This window comes from Pirellulales bacterium, from assembly GCA_019636345.1.
GTDB lineage: Bacteria > Planctomycetota > Planctomycetia > Pirellulales > Lacipirellulaceae.
This window is the reverse complement of the sequence record JAHBXQ010000003.1, coordinates 134,974-149,759: the sequence shown is the minus strand read 5'-3', so window position 1 is coordinate 149,759 and position 14,786 is coordinate 134,974. Positions and strand designations below refer to the sequence as shown.

Sequence of the window (14,786 nt, the reverse complement as noted above, 5' to 3'; positions counted from 1 at the left end):
TAACCGCCCATGAGCGCCGAGCAACGCCTCCTCGACTGCGGCGGTCCGCGCGGCGCGGCGGTCGTCGGCGTATGCACGCTCGGAATGCGCAGGCTGGCGCTGGCGGCGGCGATCCTCTCCGGCGACGCGACCCTCTGCGCGGAGGGGACGCGGCCCGACTTGACGACCGCTTCGCCAATTGCCCGCAATGCGGCCGAACACGGCGCGACTCCCGCGGCGGCGACGCTGGCCGACGTCCCGCAGTTGATCGAAGAGCTGGGCAGTTCCAGCTTCGCCGAGCGGGCCCGCGCCGAGGAACAATTGCTTCGCTTGGGGCAGGACGTCTACGACGCTGTCGTCGCGGCCAAGGAGCATCCCGACCTCGAAGTCCGCGAGCGAATTCACTACATCGAATTGCGGCTGCAGATCGATTGGGTCCGGCCCGACGATCCGCTGCCGGCGCGAAAGATCCTCGCCCGATACAAGACGCTCAACGAGCAGGGCCGGATCGCCTGCTTGGCCCACCTGGCGGCGCTGCCGGACGGACAGGGGATCGGGCCGTTGTGCCGAATGGCGCGGTTCGACAGCTATCCGAGCGTCGCCAAATCGGCGGCCCTGGCGATTCTCAGCGCCCCAGATCACGATTTGTCCCGCGGCGGGGCGCTCGCGCGGGCAATCGAGCGCGAGCTCGGCGACGCACAGCAGGTTCCCGCTCAATGGATTCGCATCCGGCTGACGAGCCTGACCGATCCGCAAGCCGCTCTGGCTGCGCTCAACGCGGCAATCGACGCCGAACTCGCCGAGCTTCGCGTCGAAACCGAGGGGATCGACCCGCGCGTGACGTTCCGGCTGGTGAAGCACCACCTCGGTCAGTGTCGCGCCACGGGGACCGCGACCGAACTGGCGGCGGCGCTGGGGCGCGTGATCGACTTCGACGCCGAGAATCCCGACGACGAGATATGGGCCCGGGGACTCGCCGAACTCGCCGGGGCGCGGCTCGACGCAGGCGTCGCGACGCTGATCTACACGCAGTACCTTTACGAGGAGAGCGCGACCCCCGGCGCGACGGCCATGTGTTGGGCGATTGACTGGTGTCTCGCCCATCGCTGCCACGACGCGCTCGCAAAGCTGCTGACGGACAGGACCAAGCTGGCCGCCTCGGAACGGGGGTGCCAGTATCTGGCCGCGACGGGCTGGCGGCAGCTGGGCCGCGCGGCCGAGGCGACCGCCGCGGCCAATGCGGCGTACCAGCGGCCTGATCCGAACTTCGAAGAATGCAAGGCTGCGGCCGACGCCCTGGCCGAATGGGGCGCCATCCCCTGGGCGGAGCGCGAGTACCGGCGGATCATCGACGACAATCCGGTCGCGACGTTCGTGGCGATTCAATCGCGCGAGTCGCTGGCCCAGTGGCTGCACGATCGCGAGGAGTACGCCGGCGCCGCCGAGGTGCTTGCCGAGGTGACCGACGCGATCCGCACCGACGCCGCTTTGCGCAAGGCGGTCAACGCCGCGATCGAGGAGCGCTCTCGCAGCGGCTCGGCCCGCGAGTATCTAAGCGGATTGTCCGGCCGCCGGTATCTGTACGCCGCCTGCCAAGCCGAGGCCGCCGGCGACGGGGCGGCCCAGCGGAGCCATCTCAAACTGGCGCTGGCCAGCAACCAGCACGACCCCGACGTGTTGATCGCCCTCTATCGCCTGACCGACGACGACGCCGAATCGCATCGCACGACGCAGTATCACATCGAACGCGAGGCGAATCGTCTGCGAAGCTACGTCAAGGACGTCGACGACAATCCGCTTTACTACGCGCAGTTGTGCAATCAGTACGCGTGGCTGGTGAGCAACACCGAGGGAAACTACGAGGAGGCGCTCGAACTGTCGCTGAACTCGCTCAAGGCTCGGCCCGACGAGCCGAGCTTTCTCGACACGCTCGGCCGCTGCTATTACGCCGTCGGCGATCTCGACAAAGCGCTCGAGGCGCAATCCCGCGCTTGCGAACTCTCCCCGCATGTACGCGTCATGCAGCGGCAGCTCGAGTTCTTCCGGCAAGAGAAGGCCAAACGGGCCGGACAATGACGGGCGAAAAGGGGACGGGCGTCGCTTGCTTGCGCTCGGACCGTTCGATTCACGCGCCGCATGCATGAAACGACTCCCATCCTCTTGAAACGTGAGAGGCCGACCATGACTGCCGCTTGCCAAGCGACGACCTCCGACGGAGTCGAACTCGCCTACGCCGACATCGGCGCCGGGCCGGTCGTGACGCTCGTGCACGGCTTTCCCCTCGACCGTTCGATGTGGGACGAGCAGGTCGCGGCGCTCGCCGGAACGTATCGCGTGATCGCGCCCGATTTGCGCGGGTTCGGCCAATCGGGAATCGGCCCCGACGACGCTCGCAGCGGCGTTCCCATGGAGCGGTACGCCGCGGATCTCGTCGCCGTGCTCGACGCGGCCGGCGTGCGCGCGCCGGTCGTGCTGGCGGGCTTCTCGATGGGGGGCTACGTGGCGTGGCAATTCGCCCTGCAAACCCCCGAGCGGCTGCGGGCGCTGGTCCTCTCGGACACCCGCGCCGCGGCCGATCCTCCCGAGGCGGCGGCCAATCGTCGAGCGATGGCCGAACGGGTTCTCGCCGAGAACAGTCCCGCGGCGGCCGAGGGGATGATTTCCAAGCTGCTCGCCCCGGCGACGCTCGCCGCGGGTCTGCCGGCGGTTGCGCGTGTGACGGCGATGATCCGGGGCGCTTCGCCCGCGGGGATCGCTGCTGCGCAGATCGGCATGGCCGTGCGACCCGACGTGCGCGACCGACTTGGCGAGATCGTTTGCCCCGCGCTGGCAATCGTCGGCGCCGAGGACGCAATTAGCCCCCCGGCCGAGATGCGCGAACTCGCCGCCGCATTGCCGCAGGGCCGCTTCGTCGAGGTCCCTATGGCCGGCCACATGGCGCCGCTCGAAAACCCCGCCGCGTACAACGCGGCGCTGCTCGACTTCGTCGGGCGGGCCGTCTAGCCTGCCCGCGGACGTTTCAGCAGGGCCTTGTTCCCCGACTCTGGCATGCGGCGACAGGCTGAAAGCCTGTCCTACTTCGGCACGCGATAGACGCTTTGGATCTTCAGCACCGCGGCGTCGTCGGGGAAGGTGTGGAACGCTTGGATTCGCATCGCCTTGTCGCGGCAATCGACGGCGATATAGCTGAGGGCGCCCCGTTCGAACCGACCGCTCGCCTCAAACCGTTGCAGCATCCCGTCGCGGGTCGCGGGAAGAGTGAGTTGCTGATCGTACGCGGCGAACTTCTCTCTGTCGGCCGGCTCCAGCGAGTAGCTCATCTCGAACCGCACTCCGCCGCGGCAATCGATCGCGTCGGAGCGGGTCCCCTGCAGGCGATAGGCCATCAGCCGGCGCCGCTGCGGCAGCGGCTGGTTCGCCGCTGCGGCCGTCTCGGTCAGCACCAGCCCCTGGTAGGTCCACGTCACCACGTGGCCCGAGTTGGTGATATGGATCGTCGCCGCATAATCGCCGCGCGACACGCGACGGCTTTGCTGAATGTCGAACAACTCGGGGTGGAGCGACCGCCCGTAGAACTGGTAGACGAGTTCCGCGATCTTCGGACGAACGGACAGCATCGGACGATTCATGGCTGGTATCTTCAGCCGACTCGCTCCCAAAGCCAAGCGTTCGGCGTCGGTCGCAGTCGGAAAGGAGGCGGGCGACGTCGCAAGCGCATACGAACGAATCGGCGCTTGTGACGACTTGATTATAATTCTCCGCGCGGCGAGTCTCAAAGGGAAGTTTCTTGGCGGGAACTTCCACAGAGAATTCGCGCACTTCTCGCTTGACAAATCCTCGCGTCGTACGTCGCAGCACGACGTCCGCCGCTAGCAGTACGAGTCCTTCCGATGCGCATCGACGCTTCGCACGTGTTTCAAACGCTGCTCGCGGCATTGGGGCCGCAACATTGGTGGCCGGCGAATTCGCCGCTCGAGGTGATGGTCGGCGCCGTGCTCGTGCAGAACACCGCGTGGGCGAACGTCGAGCGGGCGATCGCCAACCTGCGCGACGCCGAGGCTCTCGATCCGCATCGCCTCGTCGAACTCCCGCCCGAGGAACTCGAGGCGCTGATTCGCCCCGCGGGCTACTTTCGCGTCAAAGCCAAGCGGCTCGCCAACCTCATGCGGTGGTTCGTCCGAGAGTACGACGGCTCGATCGACGCCCTGCGGCAAACCGACATGACGAGCCTGCGCGAGGAACTGCTGGCGATCAACGGCATCGGGCCCGAGACGGCCGACTCGATCCTGCTTTACGCCCTGGAAATGCCGGCCCTGGCGGTCGACGCCTACACGCTGCGGATTTGGGCTCGACACGGGTGGATCGACTACGACGCGGATTACAGCCGTCTGCAGGAACGGCTCGTCGACGAATTGCCCGTCGACCCGGCGACTTACAACGAACTGCATGCCCTGATCGTGGAAGTCGGCAAACGGTGGTGCAAACCGCAACCGAAGTGCGCCGACTGCCCCCTCTGCGGGCTGCTTCCCCCCGGGGGAATCGCCGAGCCGTGGTGACGAAGGCAGGGACGACGGGACCTCGGGACAACCGGACGGAAGGGGACGAACAAAGACGGCATACGAAGCACGAAAGTCGAAGCACATCCCGAATCCAATATGCCAATCCCCCAACCAAGCCGGCAACGACCTCCGGCAGTTTGAATCCTTCGATAGCCGGTTTTCGGATTTGTCGCGACTTTCGAGCTTCATGCTTCAAATATCGCAGCGCGGGCTCACGATGGTCCCGCCCTCCCCTCCGCTGCTAGCACCATCGTCTTCGGCGCGGGAACTGCCGTGGTGCGATTCCCCGGCTTCTCCTACGATCCGCGGCGCTAGGATTGCCGGCGCGCGTGCGCACCGTGAATTCGCCGCTGTTTTGGCGCCACCCCCCGCTTGTCATGGAGGACGAGCCGTGAGTTCGATTCGACCCCTCGCGACGATCATGTTGTTGGCCGTCGCGGGTTTCGTGTTGTACGTGAAAATCACCGAGACCGAGCCGGTCATCCCGGACGGCGTCGGCGAATACGAGTTCAACGTCGGCCTGGACAGCGGCATGGACGAGCCGACGGCTTGGTCCCCGTTGCAAGGAACCGCGCCGCTGGCCGCGGGTTCCGGCGGAGTTCCCCCGGCGTTCGTCCCCAGCGAACCGAGTTCTGCACCCCCGGCCTGGGACGGCGGCACAGCGACGACTCCGCCGCCGTTCACGAACGACACGGCTGCCGCGAGTACGGACGGGCCTCCGCCGTTCGTTGCAGCGGCTCCGTCAACGACGCCCGGCGCCGAGCCTGCAGCGCCTGCGACGCAGCCCGCGATGCCGGAGATCCCGCAGGAACAAACCAGCGCCTCGGCCGCACCGGCCGTGGCAGCCGCGGCGGGAACGCTCGCTGGCGCTGGCGCTGCAGCAGCCGTGATGAGCGGCGACCGTTACGGCGCCCCTCCGCTGGCGCAAGATGACCCGACGCAGGGTTATTCGACGCCGGGCGACTCGGCTTCTTCGGCTTCCCCGACAGCCGAGGTCTCAACCGCGACGACGGATGCCGCCGCCCCGTGGAGCGACGTCGCGACCGAGGCGCCTGAAGCCACGCCCCCGGCTGGCGATCTTGGTCGGTACGCTGACGCTGCCGTAGCTTCAGCTCCCGCCCCGGTTGACACGCCGGCTTCGTCGACCGGTTCTCTGTACGCCCAATCGCGGCGGTCGATTCAATCGGCTCTCGATCGGGGCGAGCTCGCCCAGGCGTTGCAGATGCTCAGCGACTGGCAGGGCGATCCCTCGCTCACCCGCGACGAATCCGCCGAAGTGGAGGGCCTGCTGAGCCAGCTTGCCGGCAGCGTCATCTACTCGACCGAGCATCGGCTTGAGCCTCCCTACTTGGTCCAAGCGGGCGAGACGATCGACGGGATCGCGGCCAAGTACGACGTCTCGCCGCAATTGTTGGGCAAGATCAACGGCGTCGCCCCCGGACAGCCGCTCGCGCCCGGGCAAGAACTGAAGGTCGTCCGTGGGCCGTTTTCGGCGCTCATCGATCTGAGCGACCGGGAACTGACGCTCATGCTCGATCGCCGCTATGCCGGTCGGTTCCGGGTGAACATCGACCCGGCGCTGACTGTGGAAGACGGACAGTGGGAGGTGGTCGACAAGCCGCTCGCGCCCGCGTCGGCCGCGCCCAACGTGCCCCATCCGCCCGCGGACGGCGTCGACCGGTCGGTGATGCTGCAGAACCCGACGGCGCTGAGCGGCCAGGTGGCGGTGCTGCGCGGCCCCGGCGTCCCCGACGCAGCTTCCCCCGAGCCGGCGGGCCGGGTGATCCGCCTCGATTCGCCCGACATCGAAGACGTGTTCGACATCCTCTCGGTCGGCTCGCGGATCACGATCCGACGGTAGCGCTCCGAGCCGGCTCCCGGTCGAGATTCGGCCCCGGGGTCGTCGACGATCGGCGTCACGTGGGTTATACACGCCGACGAGAGCGGCCTCGCGCGAGGTCGCGCCGCCGTTCACCGGGACGAAGCGAGACTGCCGTGTCGTACGATCGCCAGCAACTGATCGACCTCATCCGCGAGCGAGCCCTGAAATTCGGCGACTTCACGCTCGCTTCAGGGAAAAAAGCCAGCTATTACCTCGATTGCCGCAGCGTGACCCTCGACTCGCAAGGCGCCCGGCTCATCGGCGCGGGAATGCTCGAGCTGATGGGGGACGATCTCCCGCCGCTCGTCGGCGGCATGGCGATCGGCGCCGACCCGATCACCGCCGCGATTCTCACCCTGGCCGGCGTCGAGGGAAAACCGCTCCGCGGCGTCATGGTCCGCAAGGAAGCCAAGCAGCACGGCACCGGCAAGTTCGTCGAAGGCCCGTTCGTCGCCGGCGAGGAGGTGGCGATCGTCGAAGACGTCGTCACGACGGGGGGATCGTCGCTGCTGGCAATCGAGCGCTGCGAAGCGGTCGGGCTCAAGGTTCGCCGCGTGTTGGCGATCGTCGATCGCCTCGAAGGAGGCCGCGAAGCGTTCGCGGCGCGCGGCTACGAACTGACGACGCTCGTGACGATCGAGGACTTCGGCATTGCGCGGCCGGAGGGGTGATTGGCGACCGGATCAACCTGCGTTCGCTTCCCCGCTCCGCCTTGTCCCTTCCCTCTGCTTCCTCGCTCCCCATGGAAACCTCGCTCCATCGCCAACTCAAAGCCCTCTATGTGGCCGATGCGACGTTGCACGAGGTGGTGTTGGGGGATTACCGCATCGACGCGGTGCGCGGGAAAGAATTGATCGAGGTGCAGCATGGGTCGCTGGCGGCGATTCGCGACAAGATCCGCCGGCTGCTGGACTCGCACCGCGTGCGGGTCGTCAAGCCGATCGTCGCCCGCAAGACGCTCGTGAAGCTTCCCGCGCCTGGCGCCGAGCCGACCAGCCGGCGCAAGAGCCCGAAGCGCGGCACGCTGCTCGACCTGTTCGACGAGTTGGTCTACTTCACGCGCGTGTTTCCCCACCCGCGGCTCACCCTGGAAGTGGTGCTGGTCGAGGTCGAGGAGCTGCGCTACCCGGGACGCGGCAAGCGACGTCGGCGACGACGCCCGGAGGCCGAGTTCCAGATCGAGGACCAGCGACTCGTTGCCGTCGACTCGCATCACCAGTTCCGCAAGGCGAGCGACCTCATGAGGCTGCTCCCGCCGCGGCTGCCGCGGCCGTTCCACACGGGGCATCTCGCGGAAGGGCTCGGCGTGCCGCGGTGGATCGCCCAGCGGATTGCCTACTGTCTGCGCGAAACGGGCGCCGTCGAAGAAGCGGGCAAGGCAGGCAACGCGATTCTCTACCGCCGCAAGGGGCGCGCTGCATAACGCGCCTGTCACGATCTTCCACGCCCCGCCGCTCACAACGTTTCGCGACCGAGGTCGCGACGCCGCGGTTCGCCTTGCGATTTCGGGGGCCAAGGCGTACCCTTTTATCTTCTCGAAATTGCCCCAACGACGGTATTTTGCCGCGGCCGCAGTCGCCGCGAGGATGCTCTGCACCATGAGCGAATCGAGCGGATCGGTCGGCGGATCGCCCTTGCGGCGGCTGACCGGGGTGCAGATTGCCGGGACCGGCAGCTTCGTCCCCGACCAGATCGTCACCAACGACGACCTCGCGCGCCTGGGGTGCGACGCCGACTGGATCGTCCAGCGGACTGGGATTCGCGAACGCCGGCACGCCCCCCCCGGCATGGCCACCAGCGACATGGCGATCGAGGCGGCTCGTCGTTGCTTGGTCGCCGCCGACGTCCCGGCCAAGGACGTCGACCTGCTCGTGCTGGGGACGTTCACGCCCGATCGGCTGATGCCGGCGACCGCCACGAAAGTGCAGCATGCGTTGGGGCTCAATTGCGGCGCGTTTGACGTCGCTGCCGCGTGCGCCGGGTTCACCTACGCTCTGGCCGCAGGGATGCAGTTCGTCGCCACGGGGTGCAGTCGCCGTGCCTTGGTGATCGGCGCCGACACGAACTCGCGGATTCTCGACCCCGACGACAAAACCACCTACCCGCTGTTCGGCGACGGCGCCGGGGCGGTGCTGCTGACCGCCGGCAGCGACGAACAAGGGCCGTTGGCGTACACGATCGGCGCCGACGGCGGAGGGATCGAATCGCTGACCCGCCCGGTGGGCGGCACGGAACATCCCGAGGTCTACCCCGACGGCCGGCTCGATCGCCGCTGGTACATGCAGATGCAAGGTCGCCCCGTGTTCAAGTGGGCCGTGCGGCTGGTTCACGAGAACGTGTTGCAGGTGCTCGACCACGCCGGGCTGACGCCCGAGCAGATCGATTGCTGGCTGTTCCACCAAGCGAACGTGCGCATCCTGGAAGCGGCGGTCGACGCACTGGGAATCGGCCGCGAACGAGTCGTCATGCACATGGACCGCTACGGAAACACCTCGGCGGCGAGCATTCCGATCGCGCTCGACGAAACGGTCCGCGCGGGCGGGATCAAGTCGGGCGACCACGTCGTCATGTGCGGCTTCGGCGCCGGCCTGGCCTGGGGCACGCTGGCGTGGCGATGGTAGGGCGCTGCGCGGGCGATTGGCGATCGGAACCAGCGCCAAACGCCATCCCCCTTTCGCTGTCGCCTTCCCCCAATCGCCGGTCGTCAATCACTAGTCACTAACTACGAATCCCTTCCCCCATGTCCGCCACGAAAACCCCTGCTCGCACCAAGCCCCAGGCTCAAATGCTTCCGGCCCGGTCTGCCGTGAAGGAAGCCGACTCCTGGAATCTCGCGTCGCTGTTCCCCTCCGACGAGACGTGGGAAACGGCGTTCGAGAAGTGGAAGAAGCAGATCCCCAAGTTCGCCGCGTTCCGCGGGACGCTGGCCGACGGGCCTAAACAACTGGCGGCCTGCCTGGCGTTCGACGAGAAGTTCGATCGCGAGGGGGAGCGGATCGGCACGTACGCGTTTCTCAAGACGACTGAGGATCAGGCTGACAGCGTCTATCAGCGGATGGTCGGGCGATACCAGTTCACGGCCAGCGAAGCGAGTCAGGCGGCCAGCTACATTCGACCCGAGATCATGGCGATCTCCAAAAAGCGGTTCGCCGAGTATCTCGCGTCCAAGGAGCTGGCGCACTACCGGCTGCTCTTGGAGCGGCTCGACCGTTATCGGCCCCACACGCTGTCAGACGCCGAGGAACGGTTGCTGGCCATGCAGAGCGAGATGGCCGACGCGGCGAACCGCGCGTTTCGGCAACTCACCGACGCCGACCTGAAATTCGGCACGATCAAGAACGAAGCGGGCGAGACAGTCGAGCTGTCCCACTCGTCGTTCTCGGCTCTGCTGCACGCCCCCAAGCGCAGCGTCCGGCAAAAGGCGTTTCACCAGTACTACGAGGTGTTCGCCGCGCACGAGAACACGTTGGCCGCGACGTTGTCCGGTTCGATTCAGCGGGATGCGTATTACGCGAAAGCGCGCGGATACGAAAGCGCCCGGGCCGCGGCGCTGTTCCCCGACAACGTTCCCGCGGCGGTGTACGACAATCTCATCTCCGCCGTGCGCGAGCGGCTGCCGGTCCTCTATCGGTACTTCGATCTGCGTCGGCGGAAGATGAAGCTGCGCGAGATTCATCATTACGACACCTACGCGCCAATCCTGGCCGATCTCGACCAGAAGCGCACCTGGAAGCAGGCCTGCGACGTCGTGCTGCGGTCGCTCGAACCGCTCGGAAGCGAGTACTGCGGGGTGCTGGCCGAGGGGCTGGGCGAGGCCCGCTGGTGCGACCGCTACCCCAACCGCGGCAAGCAAAGCGGCGCCTTCAGTTGCGGCACGTTCGACGCCGCGCCGTACATCCTCATGAACTACCAAGCGAGCGTGCTCGACCACGTGTTCACGCTCACGCACGAGGCGGGGCACTCGATGCACAGCTACTACAGCAGCAAGCATCAGCCGTTCCTTTACTACAACTACGTCATCTTCGTCGCCGAAGTGGCCAGCACGTTCAACGAGCAACTGCTCAGCCGGCATCTGATGGCGCACGCCAAGAGCGACGCCGAGCGGGCCTATCTCGTCAACCGCGACATCGACGCGATCCGCGGCACGATCATTCGCCAGACGATGTTCGCCGAGTTCGAGAAAATCGCCCACGAATTGTGCGAAGCGGGCGAACCGCTGACCGTCGAGTCGTTCAAAGACGTCTACGGCAAGCTGCTGGCCGACTACTTCGGCCCCGACTTTGCGATCGACGACCAACTGAAGCTGGAGTGTTTCCGCATCCCCCACTTCTACCGGGCGTTCTACGTGTACAAGTACGCCACGGGATTGTCGGCGGCGATTGCGCTCAGCGAGCGCGTCCTCGGCGGCGGCCGCGGCGAGCTGAACGATTACCTGTCGTTCCTCAAGGGGGGCTGCTCGAAGGACCCCTTGGACTTGTTGCGCGACGCCGGCGTCGACATGGCTGAACCCACCCCCGTGCGCACGGCGCTCGACCGCTTCGAGGCGCTGGTGACGGAGTTGGACGAACTGCTGTAGGCAAGGCGACTCGATCGGCCGTCGCCGCCCGTTACTGATTCCGCGAGTTGACGAGTCGGAGCATTTGCTCGAACAAGTCGGCGATCTCTGCGTGCACGGCCTGCGTCTGGCGAATCATGAGCGAGGCGCCGTCGACGACTGAAATTGTTCCCTCGCCCGTCCCGTTTTCCTGCCACGAATCGGCGTCCGTGCCTTTCAGAACGACGTCTCGCAGATCAGCGAGACTGATCGCCCCCCCCTCGCAGACTGGCAGAACGTCGTAAATTTCTGTTTCCAGAAGCGCGTCGGCGCGACGACGAGTCGTGATCACCAAGACTTCGTTCTCGACGACGTAGGTCAGGTCGCGAGTCGCCTCGCGCAAAATCAAGTTGATCGCCGAGCGAAACTGCATCTGCGGCAGATCGACCGAGACCTCGATCTCCGGCGACAACGCTTCGTCTTCGAGCGCATGACGATCAAAAATGATGGCGACGCCGACCTCGTCGGCGACTTGCTCGATCACCCGATTCAACGGCGTCTCGGCATACTGAATCTGCGAGATCGGCGTATTCAGCGCAGTGCGAATTTCGAGTTCTCGTTGCGTAAGTCGCTTCCTCGACAGCGAGGGACGATCGTAAGTCCACGACAAGGACAAGCGCTCCTCCGGTCTTTTGCCTGTGGCGCTTTGCGGATCGGCAGATGCGTCTGTTCTTGTCGGGTTTGCCGCGACTCTCGCGGCAAACGGATTCTCGCCCCCTGCAGACGCAGGAACGACCTCCGAATCGCTTGCCGGCGATACGGCGACTTCGGCCGGGACCGCCGTCCCCTCTGCGACGACAACGTCGGCGCCCAAATCGAGCGCCGCGCCCGACGAAGCGGACTCAGCGGTCCCCGCCTGACTGGCGATCGTCGCGACTCCTCCCAACAAAACGACGGCGGCCAACGCAATAACGGTCGAGGGCATGGAAGCGTTCATGAGAATCACCTCTTTCTGTGCTAATGCATGCAGTTCCGGAGAGCAGGTTGTCGACGCTTCACCCGCGGCGAATGACAAACTGGCGGCGACCGTCGACTGAACCAATCGAGGATCGACGGCGACCGCAATCGTCTGTTGGGCCGCCGTCAGCGCTGCGACCGCCAACGGCAGGCTAATTCGACGCAGCGCCAAATGGTTGCGCAGGGCGGCTTTGCCGCGGCGCTGCCGACCTTCGACCGCACGGATTGTGATTCCCAAGGCTTTCGCAACTTCACCGTTGGTTTTGCCGCTCAAGTAGTGCAATACGAGCGGATCGCGGAGCTTTGCGGGGAGTCGATCGAGTTCCTCCTCCAGCACGTGCAAACGATGCTTGGCCTCCATCTCGGCCAACGGGTCGCTGCGGTCGACGAAATCCGCGGGCATCATCGTCTCCAAACGACGCTGTCGTTGTTGCGCCGCCCGGACTGCGATTCGGCGAGCCGTCGAATACAGCCACGGCGCGAGCGATTGAGCCACGCGCACGCCGACCGCTTTCCGGGCAAGCACCATGAACGTGGCCTGAAATGCGTCCTCGGCCTCGTGCAAACGATCTAACGTCCGCATGCACGTCCCCATCACGAGGCTGCCGTGCCGGCGGACAAGCTCGGCGAACGCCGACTCGTCGTGAGTTTGGGCGAACCTTTGCAGGAGCACGTCGTCGGTCGCCGTTACCTCGGCGGTCGGCGCCACGGAGTCTGCAGGGCTGGCTGGGGGGACGTGCATCGTTCTACGGGAGGAATGCAGGCTCGCGGACAATCCCGCCGCGAATTCCGTCGAAATCGTGGAGCTGGAGAGAATTCTCGATCGCTTCGAGGCCGCGACCCTGGCGGATCCTATTTCTTCCGCGGCTTGCGCGTGATGAACAGCGACAACAGAAAGCCGCTGACCAGCGCGCCGAGGACGATCGCCGTCAGCGGCCACGGACCGCTCGTTTCGTCGACCTCCTCGAGCCCGTGGCGCAGGTTCATCCCGAAGATCGCCGCCAGCGTCGCCACGGGGAAGAAACAGGCTACCAGCACGTTGAGCCGGTGGGCCGAGACCGCCATCCGCTGGGCCGACGCGGCCTGCTCCTCCTCCCGGCGGGCCTGCTCGAATTCCAGCGCAAACTTCGTATCGTCCTGCAGCAGCTCCGCCGCGCGGACCATGGCGTACGCCCGGTCGCGGAACACGATCAGCTGCCGATCGTCCGGCGTCGACTCGCGGGCCGATTGCAGCACCTCGTGCGCATGGCGCAGCGAGCGGACCAACGGGTTGAGCCGAGTGAACAGGTTGAAGTAGTCCCGCGCCGCCTCGACCCGCTGAAACGCTTCCTGAAGCTCGTCGAGCACGCGGTCGTAATCGTCAAGCAACTCGCCCAGCGCATGCTGGCCGTGATGCATCGCCGCAGGGGCCCACTTTCCCTGGGGATTGCGCCAGAAGAAGCGCCCTTCGCGAAGCTCGTGGTCTTTGGTGGGCGGCGCGTGAAGCACGAGCAGCAAATGCCCCTCGGCCTTCATCGACCGTTGCTTGCCGGGATGCCGTCCCAGCCGTTGTCGCAGGACCGACGGAACCTCCCACGACGCAGGAAGCAGTGTGCTCGACTCAGCGGACATAAGACATGATCGGAACGCGGAGTGCGGGATATTGGATTGTCGATGGGCGACAAGCAAGCTCCCGCATTCTCGCACATCAAAAAACCGACATCAAACATCCGCCATTCATTTGGTCGCCCGCGGGCTCGTCGGTCCGAACCGAGTCACCCAGTAGAACGGCTGACCAAGCTCGTCGACCCGCAACTCGCCGGCCAACCGGCCCTGGCTGAGGCATACGTCGACGGCGGTTTTCACGAGCAGTTTTTTCCGCGGGATCTTCACCTGGATCGCCGCGGGGTCGATCTTCGCCTCGGTCAGGGCGAAGCGGTCGAGCACGATCGGCGCCCCCAGCGGACCTTCCAGCGCGGCGAGCGCCTGGGCGAGCGAGTAATTCGCGATCTCGACGGTCGTCGATCGGAACATCGCCGGCGCGACCTGCCGCGCGGTCTGTTCCGGCTTCCAGCCCGTCGGCCAAGCCAAGTCCCAGTCGACGCCGGGACCAAACGCGACGATCCGCAGCTTCAGCGGCTCGCGGCGACGCTGGTCCGGAAGCAGTGCGAGGCCCTGGTTCCGCAACACCGTGGCCAGGGCCATGCCGACGGAGTAGCGCGAGAGATCGATCCCCAGCGGCTCGGCGCCGGCGAGGGCCGCTTCGGCGGTCGGCGACCACTCGCACGACGCCGGAAGCGCCGCGGTCGTCCGGCGGAGCCACGCCCCGGTCGGCGTCTCGGACTTGGCGTCGTCGGCCGGGGCGCTCATCGCCGTCAGCAGTCGGGCGAAGTCCTCCCGAGTGAGTCCGAACGTTCCCCGCTCGATCGTCGCCTCGTCGAGCGCCTCGGGAAGCTCGCGAAGGTGCGCCTCGAGCCGCTTGGCGTCGGCCAACGCGAACCGACCCCGCGGCAGTTGCAGCTCGTTGTTGCGCGTAAGCAGCGCCAGCACGCGAAACCGCTTCGCCCCGCCGAACTCCTCGGTCGCGATCGCGGGTTGTTCGCCGTCACGAGCGCCGCGCAGCGTGACGCGCTCCAGATCCATCTTGCCGAGCGCCTGCGCCCAAGTCTGCAACTGATCGAGCGGCGCCCCGCTGACCGCGGCGACCTCGATCTCGACCGGCACGGCCGCCAGGGCCGCCGCCGAAGCGAGCGCCGCAAACGCCGCGAGGCCGATTCGAAATGCTTGCATATCGCCGCCTCGATCGCCTCGGGAGCGGAACGTGAGATTGAACATT

At 66.4% G+C, this 14,786-nt stretch carries 12 protein-coding genes; 8 read left to right on the top strand and 4 right to left on the bottom strand.

The window, feature by feature from the left end; all coding sequences use genetic code 11:
- Window positions 1-9: 9 nt before the first annotated feature.
- Complete coding sequence (locus KF688_08370) at window positions 10-2,055, top strand: hypothetical protein (protein ID MBX3425678.1); 2,046 nt, start codon at window positions 10-12, stop codon at window positions 2,053-2,055.
- A gap of 105 nt (window positions 2,056-2,160) precedes the next feature.
- On the top strand, window positions 2,161-2,982 hold the full coding sequence (locus tag KF688_08365) for an alpha/beta fold hydrolase (protein ID MBX3425677.1): 822 nt from the start codon (window positions 2,161-2,163) through the stop codon (window positions 2,980-2,982).
- Window positions 2,983-3,053: 71 nt separating this feature from the next.
- On the opposite strand, the gene KF688_08360 is transcribed toward KF688_08365, so the two are convergent.
- Window positions 3,054-3,596 carry a DUF2617 family protein gene (locus KF688_08360; GenBank protein ID MBX3425676.1) on the bottom strand — a complete coding sequence of 181 codons (543 nt, stop codon included), beginning with the start codon at window positions 3,594-3,596 and terminating at the stop codon, window positions 3,054-3,056.
- A 273-nt stretch (window positions 3,597-3,869) separates the two neighbouring features.
- On the opposite strand from KF688_08360, the gene KF688_08355 reads away from it, so the two are divergent.
- The 6 genes from KF688_08355 to pepF all read left to right on the top strand — a co-directional run bounded on the left by KF688_08355 (window position 3,870) and on the right by pepF (window position 10,996).
- Window positions 3,870-4,535 (top strand): endonuclease III domain-containing protein, encoded by a 666-nt coding sequence (locus KF688_08355; GenBank protein ID MBX3425675.1) that lies wholly within the window; start codon window positions 3,870-3,872, stop codon window positions 4,533-4,535.
- 394 nt (window positions 4,536-4,929) lie between these two features.
- On the top strand, window positions 4,930-6,399 hold the full coding sequence (locus KF688_08350) for a LysM peptidoglycan-binding domain-containing protein (GenBank protein ID MBX3425674.1): 1,470 nt from the start codon (window positions 4,930-4,932) through the stop codon (window positions 6,397-6,399).
- A gap of 134 nt (window positions 6,400-6,533) precedes the next feature.
- Complete coding sequence (gene pyrE, locus KF688_08345; protein ID MBX3425673.1) at window positions 6,534-7,091, top strand: orotate phosphoribosyltransferase; 558 nt, start codon at window positions 6,534-6,536, stop codon at window positions 7,089-7,091.
- A 71-nt stretch (window positions 7,092-7,162) separates the two neighbouring features.
- Window positions 7,163-7,843: a hypothetical protein gene (locus tag KF688_08340; GenBank protein ID MBX3425672.1), complete on the top strand. Its 681-nt coding sequence runs from the start codon at window positions 7,163-7,165 to the stop codon at window positions 7,841-7,843.
- Window positions 7,844-8,054: 211 nt separating this feature from the next.
- Window positions 8,055-9,041, top strand: a complete 987-nt coding sequence (locus KF688_08335; GenBank protein ID MBX3425671.1) for a ketoacyl-ACP synthase III — start codon at window positions 8,055-8,057, stop codon at window positions 9,039-9,041.
- A 164-nt stretch (window positions 9,042-9,205) separates the two neighbouring features.
- Complete coding sequence (gene pepF, locus KF688_08330) at window positions 9,206-10,996, top strand: oligoendopeptidase F (protein ID MBX3425670.1); 1,791 nt, start codon at window positions 9,206-9,208, stop codon at window positions 10,994-10,996.
- Window positions 10,997-11,027: 31 nt separating this feature from the next.
- Here pepF and KF688_08325 read toward each other — a convergent pair whose 3' ends face one another.
- The 3 genes from KF688_08325 to KF688_08315 all read right to left on the bottom strand — a co-directional run bounded on the left by KF688_08325 (window position 11,028) and on the right by KF688_08315 (window position 14,740).
- A complete protein-coding gene (locus KF688_08325; protein MBX3425669.1) occupies window positions 11,028-12,713 on the bottom strand; it encodes a sigma-70 family RNA polymerase sigma factor in 1,686 nt (561 codons plus the stop codon).
- Between the two features lie 110 nt (window positions 12,714-12,823).
- Complete coding sequence (locus tag KF688_08320) at window positions 12,824-13,582, bottom strand: hypothetical protein (GenBank protein MBX3425668.1); 759 nt, start codon at window positions 13,580-13,582, stop codon at window positions 12,824-12,826.
- A 105-nt stretch (window positions 13,583-13,687) separates the two neighbouring features.
- Window positions 13,688-14,740, bottom strand: coding sequence for a hypothetical protein (locus tag KF688_08315; protein MBX3425667.1), 1,053 nt, complete (start codon window positions 14,738-14,740; stop codon window positions 13,688-13,690).
- Between the last annotated feature and the right edge of the window lie 46 nt (window positions 14,741-14,786).